Annotated in this window: 22 protein-coding genes, 2 tRNA genes and 1 CRISPR repeat array; of the genes, 12 read left to right on the top strand and 12 right to left on the bottom strand. The window is 40.7% G+C overall.

The window, feature by feature from the left end:
- The first annotated feature begins 35 nt into the window (after nt 1-35).
- A complete protein-coding gene (locus tag BC751_RS00120) occupies nt 36-1,709 on the top strand; it encodes an IS1182 family transposase (RefSeq protein WP_130273766.1) in 1,674 nt (557 codons plus the stop codon).
- A 32-nt stretch (nt 1,710-1,741) separates the two neighbouring features.
- Here BC751_RS00120 and BC751_RS00115 read toward each other — a convergent pair whose 3' ends face one another.
- Nucleotides 1,742-2,578, bottom strand: a complete 837-nt coding sequence (locus tag BC751_RS00115) for an aminotransferase class IV (protein WP_130273765.1) — start codon at nt 2,576-2,578, stop codon at nt 1,742-1,744.
- A 249-nt stretch (nt 2,579-2,827) separates the two neighbouring features.
- Here BC751_RS00115 and BC751_RS00110 point away from each other — a divergent pair, with 249 nt between their 5' ends.
- Complete coding sequence (locus tag BC751_RS00110) at nt 2,828-3,226, top strand: HEM-1/HEM-2 family protein (protein WP_242617318.1); 399 nt, start codon at nt 2,828-2,830, stop codon at nt 3,224-3,226.
- Nucleotides 3,227-3,273: 47 nt separating this feature from the next.
- On the opposite strand, the gene BC751_RS00105 is transcribed toward BC751_RS00110, so the two are convergent.
- The 4 genes from BC751_RS00105 to BC751_RS00090 all read right to left on the bottom strand — a co-directional run bounded on the left by BC751_RS00105 (nt 3,274) and on the right by BC751_RS00090 (nt 6,670).
- Nucleotides 3,274-4,785 (bottom strand): IS1634 family transposase, encoded by a 1,512-nt coding sequence (locus BC751_RS00105; RefSeq protein WP_130273763.1) that lies wholly within the window; start codon nt 4,783-4,785, stop codon nt 3,274-3,276.
- Nucleotides 4,786-5,005: 220 nt separating this feature from the next.
- Nucleotides 5,006-5,452 (bottom strand): c-type cytochrome, encoded by a 447-nt coding sequence (locus BC751_RS00100; RefSeq protein ID WP_130273762.1) that lies wholly within the window; start codon nt 5,450-5,452, stop codon nt 5,006-5,008.
- Between the two features lie 4 nt (nt 5,453-5,456).
- Nucleotides 5,457-6,110 (bottom strand): SCO family protein, encoded by a 654-nt coding sequence (locus BC751_RS00095; protein WP_130273761.1) that lies wholly within the window; start codon nt 6,108-6,110, stop codon nt 5,457-5,459.
- 17 nt (nt 6,111-6,127) lie between these two features.
- Nucleotides 6,128-6,670: a CopD family protein gene (locus tag BC751_RS00090; RefSeq protein WP_130277453.1), complete on the bottom strand. Its 543-nt coding sequence runs from the start codon at nt 6,668-6,670 to the stop codon at nt 6,128-6,130.
- Nucleotides 6,671-6,721: 51 nt separating this feature from the next.
- Between BC751_RS00090 and BC751_RS00085 the strand changes: the two genes are divergently transcribed.
- Both BC751_RS00085 and meaB read left to right on the top strand, forming a co-directional pair.
- Nucleotides 6,722-7,126: a hypothetical protein gene (locus tag BC751_RS00085; RefSeq protein ID WP_130273760.1), complete on the top strand. Its 405-nt coding sequence runs from the start codon at nt 6,722-6,724 to the stop codon at nt 7,124-7,126.
- A 44-nt stretch (nt 7,127-7,170) separates the two neighbouring features.
- The gene (gene meaB, locus BC751_RS00080; protein ID WP_130273759.1) at nt 7,171-8,175 is read left to right on the top strand and encodes a methylmalonyl Co-A mutase-associated GTPase MeaB; all 1,005 of its coding nucleotides are present in this window, start codon (nt 7,171-7,173) and stop codon (nt 8,173-8,175) included.
- 74 nt (nt 8,176-8,249) lie between these two features.
- On the opposite strand, the gene dnaA is transcribed toward meaB, so the two are convergent.
- From dnaA to BC751_RS00065, 3 genes are all read right to left on the bottom strand, one after another.
- Nucleotides 8,250-9,674, bottom strand: a complete 1,425-nt coding sequence (gene dnaA, locus BC751_RS00075; RefSeq protein WP_130273758.1) for a chromosomal replication initiator protein DnaA — start codon at nt 9,672-9,674, stop codon at nt 8,250-8,252.
- Between the two features lie 121 nt (nt 9,675-9,795).
- Complete coding sequence (locus BC751_RS00070) at nt 9,796-10,710, bottom strand: metallophosphoesterase (protein WP_130273757.1); 915 nt, start codon at nt 10,708-10,710, stop codon at nt 9,796-9,798.
- Nucleotide 10,711: 1 nt separating this feature from the next.
- Entirely contained in the window at nt 10,712-11,464 is a 753-nt protein-coding gene (locus BC751_RS00065) for a 5'-nucleotidase C-terminal domain-containing protein (RefSeq protein WP_130273756.1), read from the bottom strand.
- Between the two features lie 137 nt (nt 11,465-11,601).
- Here BC751_RS00065 and BC751_RS00060 point away from each other — a divergent pair, with 137 nt between their 5' ends.
- The 3 genes from BC751_RS00060 (at nt 11,602) to BC751_RS00050 (ending at nt 17,418) form a co-directional block, all read left to right on the top strand.
- Nucleotides 11,602-13,029, top strand: a complete 1,428-nt coding sequence (locus tag BC751_RS00060) for a methylmalonyl-CoA mutase family protein (protein WP_165389768.1) — start codon at nt 11,602-11,604, stop codon at nt 13,027-13,029.
- A complete protein-coding gene (scpA, locus tag BC751_RS00055) occupies nt 13,026-15,146 on the top strand; it encodes a methylmalonyl-CoA mutase (protein ID WP_130273754.1) in 2,121 nt (706 codons plus the stop codon). The genes BC751_RS00060 and scpA overlap by 4 nt, the downstream gene beginning before the upstream one ends.
- 109 nt (nt 15,147-15,255) lie before the next feature.
- On the top strand, nt 15,256-17,418 hold the full coding sequence (locus BC751_RS00050; protein ID WP_130273753.1) for a cation:proton antiporter: 2,163 nt from the start codon (nt 15,256-15,258) through the stop codon (nt 17,416-17,418).
- A 28-nt stretch (nt 17,419-17,446) separates the two neighbouring features.
- Here the strand turns inward: BC751_RS00050 and BC751_RS00045 are convergent, their stop codons facing one another.
- From BC751_RS00045 to BC751_RS00030, 4 genes are all read right to left on the bottom strand, one after another.
- Nucleotides 17,447-17,767: a 2Fe-2S iron-sulfur cluster-binding protein gene (locus BC751_RS00045; RefSeq protein WP_130273752.1), complete on the bottom strand. Its 321-nt coding sequence runs from the start codon at nt 17,765-17,767 to the stop codon at nt 17,447-17,449.
- Nucleotides 17,768-17,781: 14 nt separating this feature from the next.
- The gene (locus BC751_RS00040) at nt 17,782-18,786 is read right to left on the bottom strand and encodes an NAD(P)/FAD-dependent oxidoreductase (RefSeq protein ID WP_130273751.1); all 1,005 of its coding nucleotides are present in this window, start codon (nt 18,784-18,786) and stop codon (nt 17,782-17,784) included.
- 97 nt (nt 18,787-18,883) lie between these two features.
- Entirely contained in the window at nt 18,884-19,315 is a 432-nt protein-coding gene (locus BC751_RS00035) for a MarR family winged helix-turn-helix transcriptional regulator (protein WP_130277452.1), read from the bottom strand.
- Between the two features lie 80 nt (nt 19,316-19,395).
- Nucleotides 19,396-20,259 (bottom strand): toxin-antitoxin system YwqK family antitoxin, encoded by an 864-nt coding sequence (locus BC751_RS00030; RefSeq protein WP_130273750.1) that lies wholly within the window; start codon nt 20,257-20,259, stop codon nt 19,396-19,398.
- A 132-nt stretch (nt 20,260-20,391) separates the two neighbouring features.
- On the opposite strand from BC751_RS00030, the gene BC751_RS00025 reads away from it, so the two are divergent.
- The 5 genes from BC751_RS00025 to BC751_RS00005 all read left to right on the top strand — a co-directional run bounded on the left by BC751_RS00025 (nt 20,392) and on the right by BC751_RS00005 (nt 25,301).
- Nucleotides 20,392-21,594 carry a pyridoxal phosphate-dependent aminotransferase gene (locus BC751_RS00025; protein WP_130273749.1) on the top strand — a complete coding sequence of 401 codons (1,203 nt, stop codon included), beginning with the start codon at nt 20,392-20,394 and terminating at the stop codon, nt 21,592-21,594.
- Between the two features lie 674 nt (nt 21,595-22,268).
- Complete coding sequence (locus BC751_RS00020) at nt 22,269-23,339, top strand: DUF4421 domain-containing protein (RefSeq protein ID WP_130273748.1); 1,071 nt, start codon at nt 22,269-22,271, stop codon at nt 23,337-23,339.
- Between the two features lie 62 nt (nt 23,340-23,401).
- A complete protein-coding gene (gene amaB, locus BC751_RS00015) occupies nt 23,402-24,946 on the top strand; it encodes an L-piperidine-6-carboxylate dehydrogenase (RefSeq protein WP_130273747.1) in 1,545 nt (514 codons plus the stop codon).
- 190 nt (nt 24,947-25,136) lie between these two features.
- A tRNA-Val gene (locus BC751_RS00010) sits at nt 25,137-25,211 on the top strand.
- Nucleotides 25,212-25,226: 15 nt separating this feature from the next.
- Nucleotides 25,227-25,301 (top strand) — tRNA-Val (locus BC751_RS00005).
- Nucleotides 25,302-25,409: 108 nt separating this feature from the next.
- Nucleotides 25,410-26,991: a CRISPR direct-repeat array (repeat unit 37 nt; unit sequence GTTTCAATCCTTGTTTTGATGGATTTGCCTTGGGAGG).
- Nucleotides 26,992-26,993 lie beyond the last annotated feature (2 nt).

Below are 26,993 nucleotides of genomic sequence, written 5' to 3'. Positions count from 1 at the left end.
AAAATTATTATTTTAGAGTTGAACAAAATACAACAATGTCTAAGGTAGTTTTTAAAAATCAGACTGGCAATTGTCCAGAATTATTTCCGGCAAATATTTTTGATAAAATCCCTGATAACCACCCTGCTCGATTGGTTGACACTGTGGTTAACTCTTTGGATATCAGTGATATTATAAAGAGGTACAAGGGAGGCGGTACATCAGCCTATCATCCACGAATGATGATTAAAGTGCTGTTCTACAGCTATTTATCCAATGTGTATTCATGTAGGAAAATAGCCAAAGCACTTAATGAGAACATACATTTCATGTTTATCTCAGGAAACTCAACCCCCGATTTCAGAACCATCAACGATTTCCGCGGTAAAATCTTAAAAGACTCCATCAAGACATTGTTTGCCGAAGTGGTAAAAATGCTTGTTGAGATGGGATATGTAAGCCTTGATGTACAATACATTGACGGAACCAAGATTGAAGCAAAATCCAATAAGTACACTTTTGTCTGGCGTAAGACAGTTGAAAAGCACAAAGAAAGGTTAGAAGGTAAGATCAAGAGTGTTTTATCAGATATCGAAGAAAGCATCCTATCAGATAATCAAGAAGTTAATCAAGAAGAATTGCCTAAAAAAATTGATTCTGAAGAATTAAGGGAGCGGCTTTCAGCCATAAATAAAAAGCTAAAAGAGCCTTCAAAGAAGATTGCTAAGGAGCTTCAAAAACTTCAGGAAGAACATCTTCCCAAGCTGGAGAAGTATGAAAAAGACCTGGAGATTTTGGGGGATAGAAATTCGTACAGTAAGACAGATCATGATGCCACATTCATGAGAATGAAAGAGGACCACATGAAAAACGGACAACTAAAACCCGCTTACAATCCTCAGATATCAACTGAAAATCAATTCATTACCCATGCTACTATCCACCAAACAGCAGGGGATACCACCACTTTAAAATCCCACTTGGACAGTTTTGAAAAATCGTATAGTAAACAAAGTAAAGAGATAGTAGCTGATGCAGGATACGGCAGTGAGGAGAATTATGAAATGCTTGAAAAAAAGGGAGTTGATGCCTATGTGAAATACAATTACTTCCACATGGAGCAAAAGAAGAAGACAAAGAACAATCCTTTTCTTCCCCAAAATCTTTTCTACAATGCAGCGCAAGATTTTTACGTATGCCCCATGGGACAGCGGATGGAGAATGTTGGACAAGGAAAGCGCACTTCAAGCAATGGGTATGTATCTCAAGTAACTTATTATCAGGCAAAAAACTGTGAAGGATGCCCCTTAAGAGCACAATGCCACAAAGCGACAGGTAACAGAAGAATCGAAGTGAACCATAGGTTAAACTTCTTAAAACAGCAGGCCAAGGAAAAACTAATGAATAAAAAGGGGCTTGAACACAGGAGCAAAAGACCAATAGAGGCGGAAGCTGCGTTTGGCCAGCTGAAAAGCAATAATAAATTCAACAGATTTACACTCACTGGTTTAGAAAAAGTGGAATTAGAGTTCTTATTGATGGCAATTGGCCATAATCTGAGAAAAATGGTGGCTAAAAGTATGCACTCTGGACTAAAACTATCTAAAAAATCATCTTTGGGTTATAAACCCTACAATAGTCGGCCGGTATTTTACGTTCCAAAGGAAAATTCTAATCAAAGATCACTGGTAATGGCATTGGATTTTCAAAATCAAAAAATAGCGGCATAAAAAAAGCTGCCCTTTTCGGACAGCCCCTTTTTTTAAAGTTTTTTTACCGATTGGATGATTGACTTTTCCATTTCGAGGAATTCCTTTAATAGGTTTTCGGTAATTGGGCCGGGTTTTCCGTTGCCAATTTTATGCCCCTCAATTTGGGTTATTGGAAGGATTTTCTTAGTGGTGCTTGTCATGAATACCTCATCAGCATCCAAGACTTCCTCAAGTGAAATTTCTCTGACCTCTGTTGCGGGAGCCAATTCAAGAACCCTTTTTCTGGTAATTCCGTGAAGGATGTGTTTGTCTGGAGTTGCTATCTTGTTGTCTTTAATGACAAAAATATTGGACCTTGAACTTTCAGAGATAGTCCCGTTCAAATGATAGAGAACATCCTCAGCACCCTCTTTTTTCCAAATGGCACTATGCCATACGGGGAATGCATAATTGGTGGTCTTGATGTCAGCAATTGCCCGGATGTGTTCAACGGCCAATAATTTCACCCCAGACTCATATTTGGCAGGAGAGGGGAAATCCAGGTCTTCACAAAAAATGAAAAGTTTACCCTGAGTAGGAGAAAAATGATTGGCTGAAACGCCTCCCGTTAATACCATTCTTATCCCTCCAAACTCCAAATCATTTCTTTGTATCAGGTCGTGTATGATTTGGGCCAGCTCCTCCTTGGAGTAGGGTAGGTATAGGTGGGTTTTTTCCGCTGAGCGTACAAACCTATCCAAATAATCACTTAGAAATAAAGGTGTGTAATTTGATGTACGGAAGAAATCAAATATCCCATATCCCCTTATTAACCCAATGTCCATTGGGTGCAATGAAGCTTCAGTTGAAGGGATGATCTTATCTATTGAGAAACAGAATGGTTTCATGGTCAATCGTTAAGGTTTATAATTTTCAAAATTACATATTCTTGCGTAAGGAAAAATATTTTATATAGGTCTCCGTTATCAATGGTGCTGCTGTTAGATGTTTTAGTAACTATTTAAATCTAAAACAGGACTTTTTTGATTTGTTTTAAAAAAATGATGATAAAATGAATTTTTATTAATCAAATAAATCCTAACTTGCAGGAGAAATGTCGGTTTAATATGAAATCTATTGCCAGATCTATCTTTTTTATGTTACTCTTCGTGCAATTTGCATGTAATTCAGAAAAAGTTGATGAAACAAAGTTGCTTAGAGATGAAGTTATCGCTATTCATGATGAGGTCATGCCTCTGATGGGGGAGCTTAAGTCTTTAAAGAAAGAAATTAAAATAAAAACCGATAGTTTGATAGCGGAAGATTCTGTTGTCAATGCAGAAAAGATCCATGAGCTAAGGAATATTGAAAACCAACTGGAGGATGCTTTTGAAGGGATGTTTGTTTGGATGAGGCAGTACAAAGCTCCTGATGAATCTGTCGATGAAAAAGAAGCAAAGGCCTATCTTACCGAACAGAAAGTTTTGGTAGAGAAGGTGAATAAAGACATCAAAGAAGCGCTCAAGGCAGCCAAGCAGGAGTTAGGAAAGGGTTAATTTTTCTTTTCTAAAAACTCCTGACTTCGACACTGGGACACCCAAAATCAAAAACCGAACATTTTTGCGAGTTTTTGTTGACTTTCGTTCAAAAGCAGGGTCTTTCTCAGCTTTTTACCTGAAGATTTGAGCTGTATTTCAACAGTGTAAATCCCTTTTGCTATTTCTATGGCTTTCTGAGGAGAAAGTTTTGATCCTTTTTCCAATAACTGCCTTTCCAGTTCCTTAAACACTTTGTAAGCGACGAATGCGATGCTTATATGTGCTTCGATCCTGCGTTGTTTATAATGGAAAACAGGCCTGACTTTGATTTCATTTTTTGTTATCCTGAAGGCCTTTTCTATTTTCCAAAGGTTGTTGTAATTCTCAATGACCTCGTCTTTGTCAAGGTTTGTGTTGGTAATATACCCTTTGAGACCGTCCCATTTCCCATCCTGTTCAAACTTTTCAATATCAAGTGCAATCTTTACCTCCCCTTCCATTTTAAGATACTTGTTATAGCCCCTGTTGTTGATGTGGCTTTTGTTGAGCTTTCCTGATTTTAACTGTTTCTCGAGCTTTTTAAGACCTTTCTCCCTGTTGATCCTGTCTTTTTTGGCTCTTCTGTCTGAATAACTGACAACCATTCTGAGCCCGTCCTCCCAATCCAGCAGCCTGCTCTCGCCGTTTTCAAGTTCAAAAGCCAATATCCTCTCTTTACTTTTATCAGGGGAAGCTTTCAGCCTTGCTCCCAGAATAAACTCGTAACCGTTGTCCCGTAACTCTTTTACATTGCTTTTTGACAGTAAACCTGAATCGGCAACAACAATCGGAGCAGGTAAGCTATACTTCTTTCTAAAAGCTTCTATCACAGGGATCATCGTATGCCCTTCAAACTTGTTTCCCTCAAAAATCTCATAAGCCAGAGGATATCCCTCTAGTCCAACCAGCAGACCCAAAACAATCTGTGGATTTTGATGCTTTCCCTCCTTGGAAAAACCACTCTTTCTAAGATCATCTTCATGATCCACTTCAAAATAAAGCGTAGTAACATCATAGAAAACGATATTGATACTCCCTCCGAGTATTCTCTTGGTATGTTCAAAGCTGATCAGCTGGACCGTTTCCTTATAGTTGTTGTAAAGCTTGTCCATGTACCTGTAAAGGTCCTGAACCTGGAATTCGAGGCCGTGGTAGGTGAGCAGGTAATCACAGGTTTTCAGCTTGCTGGCAGGAAAACAGATCCTGGAATATACCAGCCACCTGAAGATATCATCTTGGATTGCGCTGAACCCAATATCATTGAAAATCCTGTCCAAAAGCAGCTCGGTACCTGAAACAGTGATGTTTTCAACACTTTCCAGAACAGAATCGGCAATCCGTTCTTCATCACTGAAGGGGATTTCAAGTGCTCCTTTATGGTTTTTTATCCATTCCTCCCCAAGAATAAAAAGTCTTTCAACCTCAGATCGATCAGAACTGCTTCCGATCGTTTTTACAACCTTGCTTTTACCTTTGATCTTCTCAATTACCTGAACACTGATCTTGCCACTTTTATTGGGTTTTCTCCGAACAAACATGCCTAAAAGTACAAAAAACCACCCCGGGACACCCAAATTGAGAATCTGAAAATTATAATGATCTATATTTCAATACTTTATGTAAAAATGGGACTGACGACTGTCGAAGTCAGGAAAAAGAAGCAAAGGCCTATCTTACCGAACAGAAAGTTTTGGTAGAGAAGGTGAATAAAGACATCAAAGAAGCGCTCAAGGCAGCCAAGCAGGAGTTAGGAAAGGGTTAATTTTTCTTTTCTAAAAACTTTTCCACTGAGTTAGCATCGATTACCCCTTCCTCATTTCCCCAAATATTATAAATATAGGTCATTATCCTTGCAATTTCCAAATTGGTAAGGTTGGGGTTTCCCGGCATAGGCTGATTATAGACTTGCCCGTTTACCATGATTTCTCCCTGTAAACCATATTTTATGATTCTTGCTGTTCTTCCCACATCTTCGGCCATATAATCGGAAGGATTAAGTGGGGGGATTAGTTTTCCCAAACCTGTCCCATCTTTTTGATGACAATTAGCGCAGTACAATTCATACAAGTTTTTCCCTTCAATGGCATACTGAAGCACTTTGGTATCTTTGATGGAGGCAAGAGTCTTATCTTTGTCTGACTGATTGGGATTGCAGCTAAAACAAAGGAAGATCAAAATGCCGATTCCCGTCCCGATTTTCCACATGTTTTTATTTCAGTAATTTGGGTATATCCTTCATCAATCTATTGACTTGTTCTTCTTTGGTCCCATCATAGACACCTCTAATCCTGCCCTGCTGATCTACCAATACAAAAGCTCCGGAATGTAAAATCCCTCCTGGTTCATTTTTATCCGACATGGCAGTGGTAAGGTAGCTTGTTTGGCCGATTTCGAAGATTTTTTCCTGATCTCCTGACAAGAAATTCCAGGTTTTATCATCCTCTACCCCGATTTTGGCTGCATAATCTTTTAAAAGTTCCGGTGTGTCATGCTCGGGATCAAGGGTGTGGCTCAGGATCATAAAGTTGGGTTCGTGTTTAAATTTCTCATAAACCCTGAGCATTTGAGTTTTCATGATGGGGCAGATAGTGGGACAAGTCGTGAAGAAAAAGTCTGCCACATACACCTTTCCTTCCACAGTAGCATTATTCACTTCTTTTCCTTCCTGATTGATAAATGAAAATTCTGCAATCTTATGATAGACAGTGTCTTTAACAATTTTGCCTTCGATTTCAAATTCATTGACATACTTGTTTCCCAAAATAGGTAGAGAAGAAGAACTGTTGTCATTTTCTTTAGGTCCAGAACAAGAAAACAGTAAAACCAGTGAGGCAAAGAAAATGGTTGCTATGCTAGATTTCATATAAGTTTTTGAATTAATTATGGATTCGCTTTTTCCCGAACTTTTTTGTACCATTTGATGCCAAGCATCATCAGGACACTAAGGCCCAATAAACCAACAATACCCCAGACCACACTAATAAGGCTTTTGAGTACAATGAGGAATACGATAGCAAATAGCAAGAGGGTTGCCAATTCGTTCCACATTCTTAACTGTGTTGAGGTCCATTTTGCTATTCCATTTTGTAAATCTTTAAAAATTTTATGGCAAATTATGTGATAAATGTACAGTACAAGAACAAAACCCAATTTGGCATGCATAAAGCCCAACTGCATATATCCCCATCTGTAATACAATACCCAAAAACCCAAGATCAAAGTCAAAATGGCGGAAGGCCAGGTAATGATATACCATAAGCGCTGTGCCATAAGATTGAGTTGTGGCATCAGTATTGCTTTTTCCTGTTCTGTTTTTTCCAGGGCCTCAACCTGATAGATGAATAACCTCACTATGTAGAATAGGCCCGCAAACCAGGTCACGACAAAGATGATATGCAGCGCTTTTAAATATTCGAAAGCCATCATGGAATTTTTCCCCTAAATTAAGGCTTTAAATTTAAACCGCTAATTCCTATGAGTAACCGTTTTGTCTTTTTTGCCCTTTTCCTGTCGGTCATTTTGATCATCATTTGGATTATTAGAGATACAATTTCGCAGCCGGGAATAGGGGATTTGAAGGGTGAGTTTGTGGAAACAGCCTTTTACCGCAATGAAAACAATACCGGTCCCATCATTAGGATATATGCTGTTTACTCCCCGGATACCCTATGGGATGAAATGAAGGCTTACGGTGCATTTATGCCTCATACAAAATACGGCAATACCAAAGTGTATTTTTTCAGTTCCTTAGATTATGCCCCCAAAAAACTGCAGCCTGACATTCCTCATTTTGATCCCGCACGGAATACTTATTGCATTGGGATGTACGAAAAATCAGCTATGGGTCAGGAGAATTTTGTCAGGTACCCTTTCAAATAATTCAGATATATTAGGGGAATCTTTGGTGCGTAATCTTTTAAAAATTGAAAAAGAAAAGCAGACTTCCCGTTGAGGATTACATAGATGGTGTGTTGAAGGGGGATAGAATGGTGCTCAGTAGGGCTATTACCCTGGTAGAAAGCTCCCTGCCTTCAGATCAAATGTTGGCCGAAAAAGTGATGGAGGGAATCCTTCCCTATTCTGGAAAGTCTATCAGGATAGGTATTACTGGTGTTCCGGGTGTAGGGAAAAGTACTTTTATTGAAAATTTTGGCAAAATACTCGTGGAAAGAGGCCATCAATTGGCGGTGTTGGCAATTGATCCCAGTAGCCAAAAGTCAGGGGGAAGTATTTTGGGAGACAAGACCAGGATGGAGGCACTCTCTTCGGACAAAAGAGCTTATATACGCCCCAGTCCGGCAGGTGCTGCTTTGGGAGGCGTGAGTGCAAGGACAAGGGAGGCCATGTTGCTGTGTGAGGCTGCTGGTTTTGATGTGGTCCTGATAGAAACAGTGGGTGTAGGTCAATCTGAAACTGCCGTTAAAGGAATGGTGGATTTTTTTCTTCTGTTGATGTTGGCCGGAGCAGGGGATGAGCTGCAAGGAATTAAAAAAGGGATCATAGAAATGTGCGACGCATTGATCATCAATAAAGCTGATGGCAGCAATGTTGAAGCAGCCAAAAGGGCAAAGAGGGAATATGCCAATGCCCTGCACCTTTTTCCCGCAAAGGAGAATGGCTGGATCCCTCAGGTCAAAACCTGTTCTGCTATAGAAAAATCAGGGCTAGAGGAAATTTGGACAATGATTGATGATTTTAGAGACAAGATGACCAAGAATGGATTCCTCGAGTCCAACAGGCAAGAACAGAGGGTTAATTGGTTGCAGGAACACATCAGGTACCTGATGGAAAGCTCTTTTTTCCATCATTCCCAGGTCAAAAAGAGGATGGAGGAATTACTTCCTGGTATAAAATCCGGGAAATTCTCCGCCATTGCCAAAGCCCGTGAATTGTTCGATTTATTCCTAAAGAATAGAGGAAATGATTGAATCCCTTTTTGAAATCAAGGTGTGTCTGATCACTAAAAAAAAGCCAAAAGCAAGTAAATACAAAAAAAATGCGGTCAATAGGACCGCATTTTGAATTTCTTTTTCAGGTCATTTACTGAGTTTCTGAAAGCAGTATCTGTGTCCATCAGGTCATTGACCGTCTGCACGGCATGGATGACCGTACTGTGGTCCCTTCCGCCAAAATGATAACCAATGGATTTCAAAGAATGATTGGTGAATTCTTTGGAAAAATACATGGCGACCTGTCTTGCTGTTACAATTTCTTTTTTCCTGGTCTTGGCCTTCAGGTCTTCCGTCTTGATGTCAAAGTATTCAGAGACTGTTTTTTGGATAAAATCAATCCCAACTTCATTTTCAATGTCCTTGACGATGTTTTTCATGATCGTCTTGGCCAGGGTAAGATCAATGTCTACCCGGTTCAGTGAAGCATGGGCAATCAGGGAAATCAAAACGCCTTCCAGTTCCCTTACATTTGTGTCAACAGTATAAGCAAGGTATTCTACAACATCATCTGGAATAAAGATGCCTTCTGACTGCATTTTTCTTCTGATAATGGCCACCCTGGTTTCAAAATCAGGCATTTGCAAGTCTGCTGTTAATCCCCATTTGAACCTGGACAGCAACCTTTCCTCCAATCCTTTCAGATCTTTGGGAGGACAGTCTGAGGTCATGATGATCTGCTTTTTGTTTTGGTGCAGGTGGTTGAAGATATGGAAGAACATTTCCTGGGTCCTGTCTTTACCTGCCAAAAACTGAATATCATCGATGATCAGAACATCTACCTGCATGTAAAAATTAGTAAAGCTTTTCACATTTCCATCTTTGATGGCATCCATGAACTGGTTTACAAATTTTTCTGAAGAGACATAAAGTACAAATTTGTCATCTGGTCCGTTTTTGATCTCATTTCCAATGGCCTGAACCAAATGGGTTTTGCCAAGCCCCACTCCTCCATATACCATCAAAGGGTTGAATGAAGTTACCCCTGGCTTGGTCGCAACGGCAAACCCTGCAGATCTGGCCAAACGGTTACAGTCACCCTCTATGTAAGTACTGAAAGTATAATTCGGGTTGAGGTTGGATTGAAGCAGCATTTCGCTGTCCAAAGACTGCATGTCAAATGGACTTTTGCTTTCAGCTAAAGCAGTATTGGATTTTTTTGGACTTGAAGCAGAATTTCCTTGAGGGAAACTTACCACATAGGGCTGGTTTTGAGAATTGCCCTTGTCCACTACTACAGCATATTCCAACCTGCCGTTGGGTCCCAGCGTGGATTTGATGGCAAGCTTTAAAACCTGTACATAGTTGTCCTCTAACCACTCATAAAAAAACTGACTGGGTACCTGAATGGTGAGGGTGCTTCCCTCTAATCTAACAGGGTTTATTGGTTTGAACCAGGTTGAAAAACTCTGTTCATTGACGTGCTGCTTGATTACACGCAAACATTCATTCCAAACTGCATTAGCCTCTGAACTCATTTAGTACTCAATAATTATCCAAGCGAAAGAATTGTAGATTTAGCTGATTCCCTGCCTTTTTGGAGGGCATCAAATTTGGGGAAAATAAATTTAAATAAAAAATCAAAAACTGCTTGACTTTCTAATAAATCGGTAAACTTTTTGCGCTGGCAAAATTAATTTTGTTCTCTTTAGTGAATACAAAATCTACTTTCCCTAATCGCAATGCGCCCGTTCCCACCTGATGTATAATTGTGGTGTGGCCTTCTGTATTTTTGATTTGGGTAGGCTCATCCAAAAAGGTATGTGTATGACCTCCTATGATCAAATCAATTTCATTCACAGCTGCTGCCAATTTGAGATCATCGATTTTTGTCCCCCGATAAGCATAACCCAAGTGCGAAAGGCATATGATCAGATCTGATTTTTTTGCCTTTAATTCTTGGACCATTTCCTTCGCTACACCAACAGGATCAAGGTATTGTGTGTTTTCATAATTCTTTTTTCCGACCAAACCTTCCAATTCTATTCCAAGCCCAAATACCCCGATTCGTAAACCTGATTTTTTGAAAATCTTATAAGGTATGGTGGCGTCTTTCATCAAGGTGTTGGAAAAATCATAGTTGGAGCAGATGTGGGGAAAAGATGCGTGCGGAAGTTGCTCATACAGGCCTTGGAGCCCATTGTCAAACTCATGATTTCCAAGGGTGGAGGCATCAAAGCCCATTTGGCTCATGAGCTTAAATTCAAGTTCCCCTCCATAAAAATTGAAGTAAGGCGTACCCTGAAATACATCCCCGGCATCCAATAATAGCATATTTTCCTCCTCGTTTCTAAATTTTGATACCAAGGAAGCCAGTTTGATCATCCCGCCCTGATTTGCATTTCGGCTGCCGTCATTGGGAAAAGGTTCAATCCGGGAATGCATGTCATTGGTATGAAGGATGCTGATTCTTTTTCCTTTTTTTGAAAGCATCTCATCTGCCAAAAGTGGGCTGCCAAAACTTAAAGCTGCTCCTGTAAGTAAGCTGCTTTTAATAAAATCCCTTCTTTTCATTTCAATCAAATTTTTGTCTTCCTTCAACCTTAGCTTCGATATTCAACCCGGATGCCGTTTTTGCTTTAATCCTATCTATAAGGATTTCCCGGAGCAGGTAATCGGTCTCAGCTTTTCTGGGAATTTCCGAGAGAAACCCCATGCCGTCCCCGCCATTTGCAAGGTAATCGTTCACGGCCAAAATATATTTTTTTGCAGGATTTACTTCTTCTCCATTTATTTTCAATTCGAGGATTTTTCCATCTTGGGCATGAATTGTCATTCCTGAAATTCCAAGTATTTTTCTGGAGACAGCAAACTCCGCGAGAGCAATAAGCTCTCGATGGTCTAATTCCAGAATTTGGAGGTAATTATCAAAAGGAGATAATTCATAGATGTTGCCTAAGGTAATGTTTCCCTTGGGCAGGGTGTTTCGTATTCCTCCGTTGTTGATAATGGAAATATCAATGGGGTAACCAAGTAAATTCTCTGCAAACTCTTTCTGAAAATCAGCCACCAGATTACCGATGGCTGTCTCGCCATTTCCGTTTTTCAAGATAGCCTCTGTGGTTCTGCCTATGACCGTGTTCATTTCTTTTTCTAGGTTTTCTTTGAAAGGCTGGATGAATTTTTGGGTAATCGGATCTGCAGGAACTTCCGAGTCAAGGCTGAAAAATTGGGCTTCTCCGGTTTTTACTAGGGCAGGGGCGCAAGCGTACAGAAGGAAAAGGACTGCCGCGAAAACTGGAATTTTGAAAATTTTATTTTTAAGCATTTTTCAATTTGAGGTCTTTTAATGGGTTTTCAGATATCTACCTCTTATTTTTGGGGCTAAAGATAGCTTTCAAATCCCATTTCAACAGTATAATGGGTCAAAGGAAGTTGTTTTTTATCAATCAATATAAACCCAATATGGAAAATAAGCTTTTTGAGGAATTTGGTCCTGTCACCAAAGAACAATGGATTCAACAGGCCATTGCTGATCTTAAAGGCAAAGATTTCACAACGCATTTGGTGTCCAAAACAGCAGGTGGGTTGGAAATCATGCCTTTTTATACGGAAGAAGATCTTGAAACCCTTGCTTTTCTTGAAGCATATCATAACAAAATTCATCCTCCATCAGAGATACCTGGATTGTCTCCCCGGATATGGTCCAATGTTTTTCATGTAGGAATTGAAGACCAAAATAAAGGCAATGCACTAATTTTGGATGCCTTACAAAATGGTTGTGATGCCCTTGTACTGGAAGTGTCAGGTAAAGAGGACTTTAATCAATTGCTCAAAGGGGTTGAACTGCCTTATATCCAGATATTTCTTGTTCTATCAAGCGGATCCCCAAGTGTTGTTCTTGCTCCATTTTTGGATTGGTTCGGTAGAAAAGACTGGGGTTCAGATCAACTTCAGGGAGGAGTCCTTTGGGATGGCATGACCCGGCTTTTTCATGAGGAATCGGAAATGGAAGTTATTTCCCAGGAATTGGCTATGTTGATTGATAAACTGGAACCTTTCCCTGCTTTCAAAGCCTGCTGCATCGATTTTTCCTGTTACCATGAAGCTGGTGCCACTGCAATTCAGGAGTTAAAATTCGGTTTTGCTTCAATTGTGGAATTGCTGGACCATCTTGGAAAAGCCGGTGTTCCTGCTCAAAAGGTTTTTGAAAAGGCAATGCTTAGGTTTTCTGTAGGTTCAGATTATTTTGAAGAAATAAGTAAAATCAGGGCGGGCCGTATTTTTTTTCAAAGTCTTGGTGAGCTCTATCAGGTTGAAGTTTTGCCTGAGAATATCCAAGTGTTTTGCCAGACAAGCAATTGGACCAAATCCCGAATGGATGTTTATACGAATATGTTGAGGAATACGACCGAGGCCATGTCTGCCATTTTAGGGGGTTGTAATGTGCTTTGGGTAAGACCTCATGACGAGGTTTTATCTGGTCCAGACTCTTTTTCCAGAAGAATGGCCAGGAATATTTCCAATATCCTTAGGGAGGAAAGCTACCTTGATAAGGTACTGGATCCTGTAGCAGGAAGTTATTTCATAGAAAACCTTACAGGCATTCTTTTGGACAGAACAAAAGAAAGTTTAGAAAATGTGGAAGCCAGTGGAGGTTGGTGGAAATTATACAAAGACCAATTGATTCAGGAGGAAGTGAAATCCACCCGTAAAAAACGCCAAAGCGATATTCTTGAGCTTCAAAAATCTAAAATTGGTGCGAACAAATACCAATTGAAGGAAGAAAAGGCAAAATTTACTTTGTCTGAAAAGGTGGAAGAGTTGCCCTGGCAACTGTTTGCTGGTAGAGAAACTGATCTTTTGGAGTCAAAAAATGAAACTGTAGCATGAGACCCGATATAAAGCAATTGAAATTTTCAAACACATCCCAGCCTGACAATGTAGCATCTGAGATTTGGGAAACAGCTGAAAAGATTCCTGTACCTTCTGTGTTTTCAAAGGAAATCACAAAGGGATTTTCCCATTTGGCTTATGTAGCGGGAATACCTCCTTATCTGAGGGGACCGTACAGTACCATGTATGTTATGCGGCCTTGGACAATCCGTCAATATGCAGGTTTTTCTACTGCGGAGGAGTCCAATGCATTTTATAGAAGAAACCTCGCCGCCGGTCAAAAGGGCCTCTCGGTGGCTTTTGACCTGGCTACCCACAGGGGCTATGATTCCGACCATCCCAGGGTAGTAGGGGATGTGGGCAAAGCAGGTGTGGCTATAGATTCCATTTTGGATATGAAGGTCCTGTTTGATGGGATCCCACTTGATCAGATGTCTGTTTCCATGACCATGAACGGTGCGGTGATTCCTATTTTGGCTTTTTATATTGTGGCAGCCGAAGAACAAGGGGTCAAAGCGGATCAGTTGAGCGGTACGATACAAAATGACATCCTGAAAGAATTCATGGTGAGGAATACCTACATTTATCCACCCCAGCCATCCATGAAGATCATAGCCGATATTTTTGAGTTTACTTCACGACACATGCCAAAGTTCAATTCCATTTCTATTTCCGGTTACCACATGCAGGAAGCAGGAGCAACAGCTGACCTTGAATTGGCTTATACTTTGGCAGATGGGCTGGAATATTTGAGAGCAGGTATTGCTGCGGGTCTGGACATAGATGATTTTGCCCCAAGGCTGTCATTCTTTTGGGCAATAGGAATGAATCATTTTATGGAAATTGCCAAGATGCGAGCTGGTAGGTTGATCTGGTCTAAAATTGTCAATCAGTTTAATCCTAAGGATCCTAAATCTCTGGCTTTAAGAACGCACTGTCAGACATCCGGTTGGTCCCTGACAGAGCAGGATGCGTTCAATAACGTGACAAGGACCACTGTTGAAGCGATGGCGGCAGCCTTGGGGCATACCCAGTCTTTACATACCAATTCATTTGATGAAGCCATAGCCCTACCTACGGATTTTTCTGCCAGGATTGCAAGAAACACACAGCTTTATCTTCAGGAAGAGACCGGGATTACCAAGACAGTTGATCCCTGGGGAGGTTCGTTTTATGTGGAATACCTTACCGATCAATTGGCCAAAAAGGCCTGGGAACTAATACAAGAAGTTGAAAGCCTTGGTGGGATGGCAAAGGCAATTGAGGCAGGAATTCCCAAAATGCGGATTGAAGAAGCGGCAGCCAGAAAACAGGCAAGGATAGATAGTGGGAAGGATATCATAGTTGGGGTAAATAGGTACCAAACAGATGAGGAAGCGGCGTTTGATATTCTTGAAGTGGACAATAAGGCGGTGAGAGAGAAGCAGATTGAGAGATTGAACCAACTTAAAGCCAACAGGAATCAAAAGGAAGTGGAAGCCGCATTGGGGGCGATAACAGAGGCTGCAAGGACCGGCAAGGGAAATTTGTTGGAATTTGCGGTGGAGGCAGCAAGAAAAAGAGCTACTTTAGGAGAAATATCCTTTGCCATGGAAAAGGAATTTGGGAGACATAAAGCCACTGTAAAATCTATATCAGGCGTGTATTCAGGAGAGGCCAAAGACGATAAGAGCTTTAAGGAAGCCAGGGAATTGGCGGACCGCTTTGCAGAATTAGAGGGTAGAAGACCAAGGATCATGGTGGCCAAAATGGGTCAGGATGGTCATGACAGGGGGGCAAAAGTGATTGCAACCGGATTTGCTGATCTGGGATTTGATGTGGATATAGGACCGCTTTTCCAAACCCCGGAGGAAGTTGCCATGCAGGCAGTGGAAAATGACGTGCATATAGTAGGTGCTTCTTCTCTTGCTGCCGGGCATAAAACACTCGTGCCGGCATTGATTGAGGAGTTGAAAAAACTTGGCAGGGAGGATATTATGGTTATAGCAGGAGGGGTAATCCCACCAAAGGATTATGATTTTCTTTATGATTCCGGAGTGGCGGCAGTATTCGGTCCCGGTACGGTAATATCCAAGGCTGCCATTGAGATTTTAACCAAATTGATGCAGGCTTGATTTTCGAATAGCAAGTTAATTTATTAAGTGGGCTGGAACTCAATTCAGCCCATTTTCATTAATAGGAAAAAGATTTTGGGTTATCTTTGAAGAAACTAAACTTAGAAAAATGATTTTATTAGCGGAGTTGAACTTTAATTTACCTTGGTCTAATCCGGTTTTGATTTTTTCAAGTATCCTATTTATTATACTTTTTGCCCCCATTTTGTTAAACAGAATTAAAATCCCCCAATTGATAGGCTTAATTGTCGCCGGTGCGGTGATTGGGCCCAATGGGATTAATCTTTTGCAAAGGGACAGCAGTGTAATTCTTTTTGGAACCGTAGGTCTTTTGTATATCATGTTCTTGGCAGGGTTGGAAGTGGATATGGCTGATTTCAAAAAGAACAGTAATAAATCAATAATATTTGGCCTTTACACATTTCTGATTCCCATGATAGTGGGTACAGTGGCAGGGTTTTATCTTTTGGAATTTTCTTTTCCTTCTTCAGTTTTACTGGCATCCATGTTTGCTTCCCATACTTTATTGGCTTACCCTATCATCAGTAAGATGGGAATTGCAAAAAATAAAGCAGTAAATATAGCAGTGGGCGGAACTGTAATCACGGATACCCTTGCCCTCTTGGTGCTTGCCGTGGTAGTAGGTGTTTCTGTGGGGGAACTTACCAGTGATTTTTGGATCAGGTTGATTGTTTCATTGATCATTTTTGCTGCCATCGTAAGTTTTATTTTTCCAATATTAGGGAGATGGTTTTTTAAAAGGTTCGATGACAACATCTCACAGTACATTTTTGTGCTCGCTTTGGTTTTTCTGGCGGCATTCCTGGCAGAAGCTGCAGGGGTAGAGGCCATTATAGGGGCCTTCTTGGCGGGTTTGGCATTAAATAAACTGATCCCCCATACTTCCCCGTTGATGAACAGGATCGAGTTTGTGGGGAATGCGCTTTTCATCCCCTTTTTCCTGATAGGAGTAGGGATGTTGATTGATTTCCGGGTTTTCTTCAATGATTTAGAAACCATCAAGGTGGCAGTGGTAATGACAGTAGTGGCTACATTGTGCAAATACCTGGCAGCTTTGCTGACACAAAAGACATTTAATTTTTCCGCCGCACAAAGGGATGTGATTTTTGGGTTGAGCAATGCCCAGGCAGCAGCCACACTTGCAGCGGTATTGGTGGGTTATAATATCATTCTGGGAGAGGCCGAAGATGGTACTCCTATCAGGCTATTGAGTGAAAGTGTGCTGAACGGAAGTATTTTGATGATTTTGGTTACCTGTACCATTGCTTCTTTTGTGGCCCAAAAGGGTGCTACAAAATTAGCATTGGAAGAAGAAGACGGAGAAGATGAGAATGATGGAAAAAGTACGGAAGAAAAAATCCTCATCCCGGTAAATTATCCTGAAAACATTTCAGAATTGATCAACTTGGGCGTGACCATTAAAACGCAATCCCAAAAAGACGCATTGATAGCTTTGAATATTATCCCTTCGGATTCTGAAGACCCTTCCAAAGAGAAATATGCCAAAAAACTTTTGGAAAAAGCCAGTATCTGTGCCGCAGCAACGGACAATAACCTTACGGAACTGATCCGGTACGATTCCAATGTGATCAATGGGATTACCAATGCAGTAAAGGAAAACAAGGCAACGGATATCATCCTTGGTCTCCATAAAGATGCAGGGATATCGGGATCGTTTTTAGGGAAACTTACTGAAGGCATCCTGGGAAAAATCAATGTAACTGCCTTAATTTATAATAGCGTGCAGCCACTCAATACGGTTGCCAGATATTTGGTAGTAGTACCGCAGAATGCTGAAAAAGAAATGGGTTTTGCCTTTTGGTTGCTGAGGATTTGGAATATTGGAAGGAATACGGGAGCAAAGCTTATTTTTTATGGATCAAAGGAGACACTTAAATATATCAAACAGGTACAGAAAAAATTTAGTGTAGAGGCGGACTTTTTAGAGTTTTCCGACTGGGAAGATTTCTTAATCCTAGCAAAGGACCTTAAAGAAAACGATGCCCTTGTGGTCGTGATGAGCAGAAAAAGTGGGGCATCCTATGAAAGTCAGATGGAAAAACTTCCTAAGTACCTGAACAAATATTTTATGCAGAACAACTACGTATTGATCTATCCCATGCAGTTCAATTTTGACGACAAGGATATGAATTCCTACGGTAGTGCGCCCCTGCTTAAGCCTATCATGTCCGGAGTTGATAGTTTGGAAAATTTCACCCAATTGGTAGGTCAGTTGTTCAAAAAGAAATAAAAAAAAGGCCGAAAAGGCCTTTTTTTTGTTAATTATCTTCTCCTCTCAGTTTTATTACAGCCCCTTCAAGTAATGGGCTTATCCTCACCTGACAGGCTAACCTGCTGGTCGGAAAATACTCAGGAAGATTTTCCAATTGGTCCAATTCTACATCTGTTGCCTCTCCCAATGCATCCTCTCCTTCTAAGATTTCTACATGGCAGGTAGCGCAGAGTGCCATGCCTCCACAAGTAGCCAGAACGGGGTATTCGGAAGCTTTCAATACTTCCATTAAGCTTAAGCCCATATCATCAGGAGCTTCTACGGTCTGACGGTTTCCGTCATGATCTTCAACTGTAAATGTTACCATGATGCAAAGGTATATTAAAATGCATTTACTCCGTTAACAGTGGTGTATTTGAAGCTTAGCTTTTGATCAGGGTACACATACTTGAAGGCAGAGTGCATCATGATGGCAGCTTCATGGAATCCGCATAAAATCAGCTTAAGTTTTCCGGGATAGGTATTGATATCGCCTATGGCGTAAATCCTTTCTACTCCAGTGGAATAATCCCTGGTGTCCACTTCTATGGCATTTTTGTCAATACTCAATCCCCAGTCTGCAATCGGGCCAAGTTTTGGGCTCAGTCCAAACAAAGGGATCAGGTAATCTGCATCAATGACAATTTCTTCTTTGTTTTTTCCTTCGAGGGTAACACTTGACAGTTTGCCGTTTCCGCCAAGTTCTTTCAGGTTAGCTGATAGGATAAGGTCAATTTTTCCATTGTTGGCCAGATCAAAAACCTTGGCGGCTGAATCAGGTGCACCTCTGAACGTCTCATTTCTATGCACTAAGGTTACCCTTTCTGCCACATTGGCCAAATATATGGTCCAGTCCAATGCAGAATCACCTCCGCCTGCCAGTACAACTTTCTTGTTTCTGAAGGTTTCCGGATTTTTCACCATATAGGCAACACCTTTTCCCTCAAAATGATCCAGTTTTTCCAGGGCCGGCTTCCTTGGTTCAAATACGCCCAGCCCACCCGCTATAACAATTACTTTTGCATGGATTTGTGTATTTTCATTGGTGACCACGATGTAGGAACCATCTGCTTGCTTATTGAGGTGCTCCACTCTTTCCCCCAAAGTGAAAGTCGGCTGAAACGGTTTGATCTGTTCCATCAGATTGTCTACCAACTCCTGGGCTTTGATCTCAGGATATCCGGGGATGTCATATATGGGTTTCTGAGGATAAATTTCAGATAGTTGTCCACCTACTTGCGGCAAGTAATCCACCAGATGGCAACGCATCTTCAATAAGCCAGCTTCAAATACAGCAAAAAGGCCTACCGGTCCTGCCCCAATGATACAAATGTCAGTAGAAATCATGATGTGTGTTTTGTTTATTGTAGAAACCAGATTAGCTTCAAATTGTTCGTGCAAATATAATTAGTATAACAAGTATTTTTCAACTTGAGGTCAATTTTCATTCCAGGTTTTTGTAGATGGTGTTAAGGATCCTTTTGAATTCTTCAAAATCCTGTTCATTCAAGTTTTCCCAGGCCTTTTCGCGTATAGAAGCTACTTTGGGTTTGAGTTCCTGAACCTTTGCATTTCCTGCTTCAGTCAGAACCAATTGAAAACTTCTCCTGTCGAGAGGATGGGGAATCCTTTCCACATATCCTTTTTTGCTTAGTATATCTATTATTCTTGTCAAGGTAGGTTGATCCTTGAAAACCAACTGTGCTAATTCCGCCTGACTGAGCAGTTCATTTTCTGACAGGTTTTTCATGATCAGCCATTGATCTACTGTCAGGTCAAAATCTCCCAATTTAAATTTCCTTTGGGCATACTGCTTTACCCGTTTTGCTGTCCTGTCCAAAAGGAAAGAATATTTACTGAATTGCTCCTGTGTCATACCAATAATTAGCATGACAAATATAGGGCTTTGATTTAAGAAAAAATAATAGTCTACAAAAAATATAGGGTTAATAGAATTTAGTTTCTCGCTCTTTCCTCATTCCTGTAGACCAAATTGCCGTCTTTGTCCCATTCAGCCCGGATAAATGGCCTGAAGTTTTTTGTAAAAGGTTGTTCCTGGTACTGGATTTCTCTTTTTTTAACTACTTTATTTTTATGGTTCCAGTATTCTGTCCACAGTCCCACTTTTTCACCAAAATGGTACTCACCGGAAACTGCAATTTGTCCATCTTCAAAAAAATGGAAGAAGTTACCCTCTTTCAATTCATATTCAATAGGGGTAAGGGTCTCAATCTGTTGTGAAGCTTGGTTGTAATAGGTGACCCTTGAATCTTTTGGCCAACCCTCAGAAAAGTGCAATTTATCCAACAATACGCTTTTGTCATCAAATTTGAGCCAGATCCCATGTCTTGTACCGTAATAAAAGTTACCTTCTTCTATCACAGTTTCATTGATATATTTGGTGTACGGACCATGTAGGAGATAGCCTTTTGATGGATCAAAATCCTTTGTTCTTACCATATTGTCTTTTTTGTCATACCAGAAAATGTCCCTTATGTAAGGGTCTACGACTTTTCTTTGTGTTGTTATAAAAAAGTTCTGCAGTTGGCTTTGGCTCCTGAAGTTTGTCCTGATTCTTACCCTTTTTGTTCTTTCCCCGTAGTAAATATTTTTGCGATTGCTCTTTTTCTCTTTTTTCTTTTTCTCTTTTCGCTCACGTTCATCAAATAATAATAAGGGAAGATTGGTAGGCATCAATATATCACTCACCACTCCAGAGGAGTCAGGGTCTTCGGCTTTGTTTTTCTTTTTTTTGCTCTGTGCCAAAGCTATTTGGCTAAACTGAACCAGTAAAATGAAAATGAAGAATTTCCTGATCATGTTGATAAAACGCGGCAATTAGATGGAATATTTTGTGATAAATTTACAAATACAAAATCAATTCCAAGTTTTGATTTAGAATTAATAATTGTTATCCGTATTTTTGGCGGAATTTATTAAACCTACCATAAAATGACATCAGTTCTATCCGACCGCATCAATCAAATGGAAGAATCGGCCACTTTGGCCATGGCTAAAAAAGCCAGGGAGTTGAAAGCCCAGGGCAAAGATATTATCAGCTTAAGTTTGGGGGAACCTGATTTTAAGACACCTAAACACATTCAGGAAGCTGCTAAGGCAGCCATTGATGAAGGAAAATATTTTGCCTATCCTCCTGTAGCGGGATATCAAGACTTAAGAGAGGCAATCGCCAAAAAACTTAGGGAAGAAAATAAAATAACAGAAGCTAAGGCTGAAAATATTGTCGTTTCTACCGGTGCGAAACACAGTATTGCCAATGTCTTCATGTGTTTGATCAATGAAGGGGACGAGGTGGTGATTTTCTCTCCGTATTGGGTTTCTTATGCGGAAATCATCAAATTGGCAGGAGGGATCCCGGTTACTATAGAGGGTACATTGGAAAACAACTTCAAAGCCACTGCCCAGCAATTGGAAGAAGCCATTACAGATAAAACTAAAGCAGTCATCTATTCTTCTCCCTGCAACCCAACAGGGTCGGTTTTTAGCAAGGAAGAACTTGAGGCAATCGCTGAAGTGGTGAAGAAGAGAGAAAATCTTTTCGTGATTGCTGATGAGATTTATGAGCTGATCAATTTCACAGGAAAGCATACAAGTATTGCCTCTTTCCCCGGAATGTTTGAAAGAACCATCACTGTCAATGGATTCTCCAAAGGTTATGCCATGACTGGTTGGAGGGTAGGATATATCTGTGCTCCTGTATTCATAGCTAAGGCCTGTGAAAAAATGCAGGGACAATTCACCTCAGGAGGTACAGGTATTGCCCAAAGGGCTGCCTTGGCAGCTATATCAGGTGATCAGACTCCTTCAAAAGAAATGGAGAAGGCTTACCTCAAGAGAAGAGATTTGGTTTTGAAACTTATCCAGGAAATCCCGGGATTTAAAACCCATGTTCCTGAAGGGGCTTTCTATTTCTTCCCAGATATTACTTATTTCTTCGGGAAATCAGCCGATGGGTTTACTATAAAGAATGCAGATGATTTCTGCCTGTATCTTTTGGAAAAAGCAAACGTTTCATTGGTGACCGGAGAAGCTTTTGGTGCGCCTAATTGCGTCAGATTGTCTTATGCGGCTTCCGAAGAAGAACTTGTAGAAGCTATGAAAAGGATCAAAGAGGCTTGTGCCCTTTTGAAATAAATCAGGCTAAGTAAATTTTAAATGAAAGCCTTCCTTACAATATAGGGAAGGCTTTTTTATGTCTGAGTTTTTGGCAAATTCCAATAAAGCCTTCCCTTAACATCAATTATAAGCCTGGTTGTGGAATGTCCAAACTTCTAATGAATCAATTAAAAATTGAAAAATATCAATAAAAAATTGGCTTCATATTTTTTTTGTCCCATACTTACTTGCTTTTTGACCAGCCAGACTCTTTCTCTCCTGCTTGAGAAACCTGTTTTTCTTAATTTGTTATGACGTTGATTAATCAGTATTTTAAACGCAAAAAAATGTTTTCAAAATTATTTTTTAGGAAACTGCCTATCTTTTAAATAGATTAAAGGATTACTGCATTTTCATTGATTTGGTTTTATATCCTGATATATTTTCGGGATTTTCGATTCCCTTCCTAAATCGAATTGTTATTTTTTTGCTAAAAAATCAAAAAAAACTAAGTCAAAATTTTGGATTGTATTTGATGTCTTGCTTATATTTGTTGCGGGTGATTAAGCAACTTTTTCTGCTTGGTGTTTTTAATGAAATTCGAATGGAGGTTATTTCGATAATTGCTTTTTCTAGCCTTCATTTAAAAAATAAAATCCGCAGCGATGCGGATTTTTTTATTAGGTTAGTGTAAGATTTCAATACTGACTAAAATGCAACAAAACTCCAGGCCTTTAGCTGATTTCTCTGGATATCAATTGCTGTTTTTCCTTGCCTTATTTTTTTTGATTCCTCCAAAAAAAACCTTTGCTCAGGATACAACCTATTATGAGTCTTATAAAAATTACCTGACTACCCGTCTCTACACATCGAGGAAATATACCGCTTTGACAGTCCTGGATAAGTTTGATGATTCCCGCTGGAGGTTTGAGCCCAATTCTAATTTAAATCTTGGGGTTGGGGCTACCTACAATGATGTCACTTTGAATATAGGTTTAGGATTCGGGTTTATGAATCCCGAAAGAGGTAGGGGAGATACCAAGATGCTTGACCTTCAGGCCCACATTTATCCAAAGAATTTTGTGATCGATCTCTTTGCACAGTTTTATACTGGCTACTATCTCAGGAGATTGGATGATGAAATTTTCACACTCAATCCTGTCCTTTATCCTGATCTGACAGTAAGGATGTTTGGTGCTAACTTTCAGTATTTATTTAATGGGGATAAGCTTTCTATGAAGGCGGCTTTTTTACAGAGTGCCAGGCAGAAAAAATCAGCGGGGAGTCTTTTGGCGGGTTTTGAAGCCTTTGGAGGTTTTGCGGATAACCGCGGGCTTTTTTTTCCGGAAGACCGAGTTCCTCTCAATAGGAATTTTTCCCGGTTAGGTTTTTTCCAGTTGGGGCCTAATGCGGGATATGTGCATACCTTGGTTTTCCTGAAGCATTTTTTTATTACAGGTATGGTATCCGCTAACTTGGACTTAGGAAAAAATTATTTGGATATGGCGGAAAGAAGGGATTTCAGATGGAGTGCGCAGCCCAATTTTTTTGCAAGGGGATTTTTGGGGTATAATTCCCCAAAATGGTCTATCAATGCGAATTATGTAAGGAGCTATGTCAGGATGTCCACCGTTGATGATTTTAATCCTGCTTTTATCACAGGTAATTATCGGATTAATCTGATTTACCGATTTTTGCCAGGGCTCAAGCTCCAACGGTATCTGGACTATGTGGAACCGTCCAGGTATTTGCCTTCAAAATGGAGACAAAAGACCAAAAATTAGGTGGCTCGAAGGTAATTTTCTTAGATTTGCCATCATTTCATAAGCAAATAAACCAAAATAACATGTTAGATAAATTTGGCATCAAAGAAGCATTGCAAAGGCTGGGGGTCAGCAATCAGAACCTTGGAACCTCTACCGGGAACCAGTGGATAAAGACCAATGGAGATTATTTCGGCTCTTTTTCGCCTGTGGATGCTGCGCTCATAGGAAAAATTCAGACCACTGATGAATCGGCTTATGAGGCCGTGGTCCAAAAGGCGGAAGAAGCTTTTAAGATTTGGAGGGCAAAGCCCGCTCCTCAAAGAGGTGAGATCGTCAGGCAAATAGGAAATGCCTTGAGAGAGGTGAAGGAAGATCTTGGGAAATTGGTTTCTTATGAGATGGGTAAATCTTATCAGGAGGGCTTGGGAGAAGTACAGGAAATGATCGATATATGTGATTTTGCGGTTGGACTTTCCAGGCAGTTGTACGGTTTGACCATGCATTCCGAAAGGCCGGGCCATAGGATGTATGAGCAATGGCATCCGCTAGGTGTGATAGGAATCATTTCTGCTTTTAATTTTCCTGTTGCTGTCTGGTCTTGGAACAGCATGATTGCCTGGGTATGTGGTGATGTCTGTATCTGGAAACCCTCTGAAAAAGCACCTCTGTCCGCTGTGGCATGTCAACATATCGTTGCCAAGGTATTTAAAGACAATGGTCTTCCGGAAGGGATTTCGAATTTGATTGTGGGAGATTACAAGGTGGGTGAAATGATGACCAAAGATAAAAGGCTTCCTCTCATATCCGCCACAGGATCTGTCCGTATGGGTAAAATCGTAGGGCAGGAGGTGGCCGGCAGGTTAGGGAGGTCTTTGTTGGAGTTAGGGGGCAATAACGGCATCATCATCACCGAGCATGCTGATTTGGATATTGCTGTCAGAGGAGCTTTGTTTGGAGCAGTGGGGACAGCAGGCCAGCGTTGTACTTCCACAAGGCGGTTGATTATCCAAGAGTCTGTTTATGAAACGGTAAAAGAAAGGTTGGCTTCTGCATACAATAAACTTGTCATCGGTAATCCCTTGGATGCAAAGAATCATGTTGGTCCATTGATTGACAAGGCAGCTGTGGTTATGTACCTCAAAGCCATAGAGAAAGTGAAGGCGGAAGGAGGAAAAGAGGTGGTAAAAGGAGGGGTATTAGATGGTCCTGGATTTGAGTCGGGTTGTTATGTAAAGCCTTGTATTATTGAAGTGGAAAGTCATTTCGAGATGGTTCAGGAGGAAACCTTTGCCCCGATTTTGTATATCATGAAATACAGGACTTTGGAAGAGGCGATTGCCATGCACAATGCTGTGCCACAGGGCTTATCCTCAGCCATCATGACCCTCAATATGAGGGAAGCAGAATTTTTCCTTTCTGCTTCGGGTTCTGATTGTGGCATTGCCAATGTGAATATAGGTACTTCCGGTGCTGAAATAGGAGGAGCTTTTGGAGGAGAAAAGGAAACCGGTGGAGGAAGAGAGTCCGGATCTGATTCCTGGAAAGCCTATATGAGGCGACAGACCAATACCATTAATTATAGTACTGCACTGCCGTTGGCACAGGGGATTAAGTTTGAAATTTAAAAAAAATATGTGGTGAGGGAAATTTTTCCTTCACCACAAAAGAGTTTGGGTAAGTTTTAAAAAGTAAAAAAAAACAAGATTCATTTTCAGGGTGTTAAAAAAAATGATGTATATTTTTTGAGATTAAAATTTGCAGCGTATAAAAATACCTCTACATTTGCATTCCGTTTGGTAAGCAAACGTTTCTGATGGGAAGTTAGCTCAGCTGGTTCAGAGCATCTGCCTTACAAGCAGAGGGTCGGGGGTTCGAATCCCTCACCTCCCACTTATTAAAAATCATGGGAAGTTAGCTCAGCTGGTTCAGAGCATCTGCCTTACAAGCAGAGGGTCGGGGGTTCGAATCCCTCACCTCCCACTAAGCCTCTTTGATAGAGGCTTTTTTTTTATTCATCATTTTCTACTCTCAAAAGATTAACCTGGGCCTGAAAAGGATTTTGATTGGTAGACTTGGAAAAGGATTTTTTAATAAATATTTGTTTTGATGGATTTGCCTTGGGAGAAGCGAAAAAACACCGTCTTTTATTTTCAACTTTATGTTTCAATCCTTGTTTTGATGGATTTGCCTTGGGAGGCTTTGTAAATCCAGTTTGTTGTCATGGTGTAGATGGTTTCAATCCTTGTTTTGATGGATTTGCCTTGGGAGGCTGCATTGGAATTATCCCCGTTCCATTCGCTAACAGTTTCAATCCTTGTTTTGATGGATTTGCCTTGGGAGGAACCCTGTAGACGTCATCCCCGGTCACTTCTCCTAAGGTTTCAATCCTTGTTTTGATGGATTTGCCTTGGGAGGCTATAATGGAATTGGGAAGGTTATCGAAGGGTCCAGTTTCAATCCTTGTTTTGATGGATTTGCCTTGGGAGGAGTTAAAGAAATTCCTTTGCGCAAGTCCTTCAAGGTGTTTCAATCCTTGTTTTGATGGATTTGCCTTGGGAGGTTAGTTTGTTCTATAATTAATCTTTTAGTAGACTTACGTTTCAATCCTTGTTTTGATGGATTTGCCTTGGGAGGTATTTCTGTCCTTGCTATCCTTTCGGCTCGGTATGTGGGTTTCAATCCTTGTTTTGATGGATTTGCCTTGGGAGGTAAATATATGCTACTCCCGTTGAAAGGAGATATCCAGTTTCAATCCTTGTTTTGATGGATTTGCCTTGGGAGGTTTAGGCTTTGCCTGGTGACCAATATCTCATAGCTTTGGTTTCAATCCTTGTTTTGATGGATTTGCCTTGGGAGGTGGACCCAATTTTTCTAGCTGATAAGCAGAATGGAGGGTTTCAATCCTTGTTTTGATGGATTTGCCTTGGGAGGATTCAAAACAGATAGGGAGACGGTAATTGACCATCTGTTTCAATCCTTGTTTTGATGGATTTGCCTTGGGAGGTATTTTGCGCCAGGGTGTTTTCGGCCCCGGCGCTGTAAGTTTCAATCCTTGTTTTGATGGATTTGCCTTGGGAGGTCCTATTTTTCGCGTATATTTCCCGCATGGCGAATTTGTTTCAATCCTTGTTTTGATGGATTTGCCTTGGGAGGCTTCATGGGCCCAAAATTCAGCGTTTGGGTTATAGTCGTTTCAATCCTTGTTTTGATGGATTTGCCTTGGGAGGTTCCCCTCTCCTTTCTCTTTCTTTGGAAGCAGTTCTTGTTTCAATCCTTGTTTTGATGGATTTGCCTTGGGAGGAGCGGAAGGAGGTTCCCGGAAGTATTTCCCCAGGCATGTTTCAATCCTTGTTTTGATGGATTTGCCTTGGGAGGATGATTCAGGAACGGTTACGGCAATCAGTTATTCCATGTTTCAATCCTTGTTTTGATGGATTTGCCTTGGGAGGCTGGCAGGAGTGGCCGGCTGAAAACTGTCCAGGTCTAGTTTCAATCCTTGTTTTGATGGATTTGCCTTGGGAGGCTGGGCCAAATTACTAAGGGCATCAAACAAAGTACCTAGTTTCAATCCTTGTTTTGATGGATTTGCCTTGGGAGGGAATTATTTCTATCTGGTTTATATTGTCAAGTTTGGTTTCAATCCTTGTTTTGATGGATTTGCCTTGGGAGGTA

The sequence above is a fragment of the Cecembia calidifontis genome, from assembly GCF_004216715.1.
GTDB lineage: Bacteria > Bacteroidota > Bacteroidia > Cytophagales > Cyclobacteriaceae > Cecembia_A > Cecembia_A calidifontis.
This window is presented reverse-complemented; position numbering and strand designations above follow the sequence as displayed.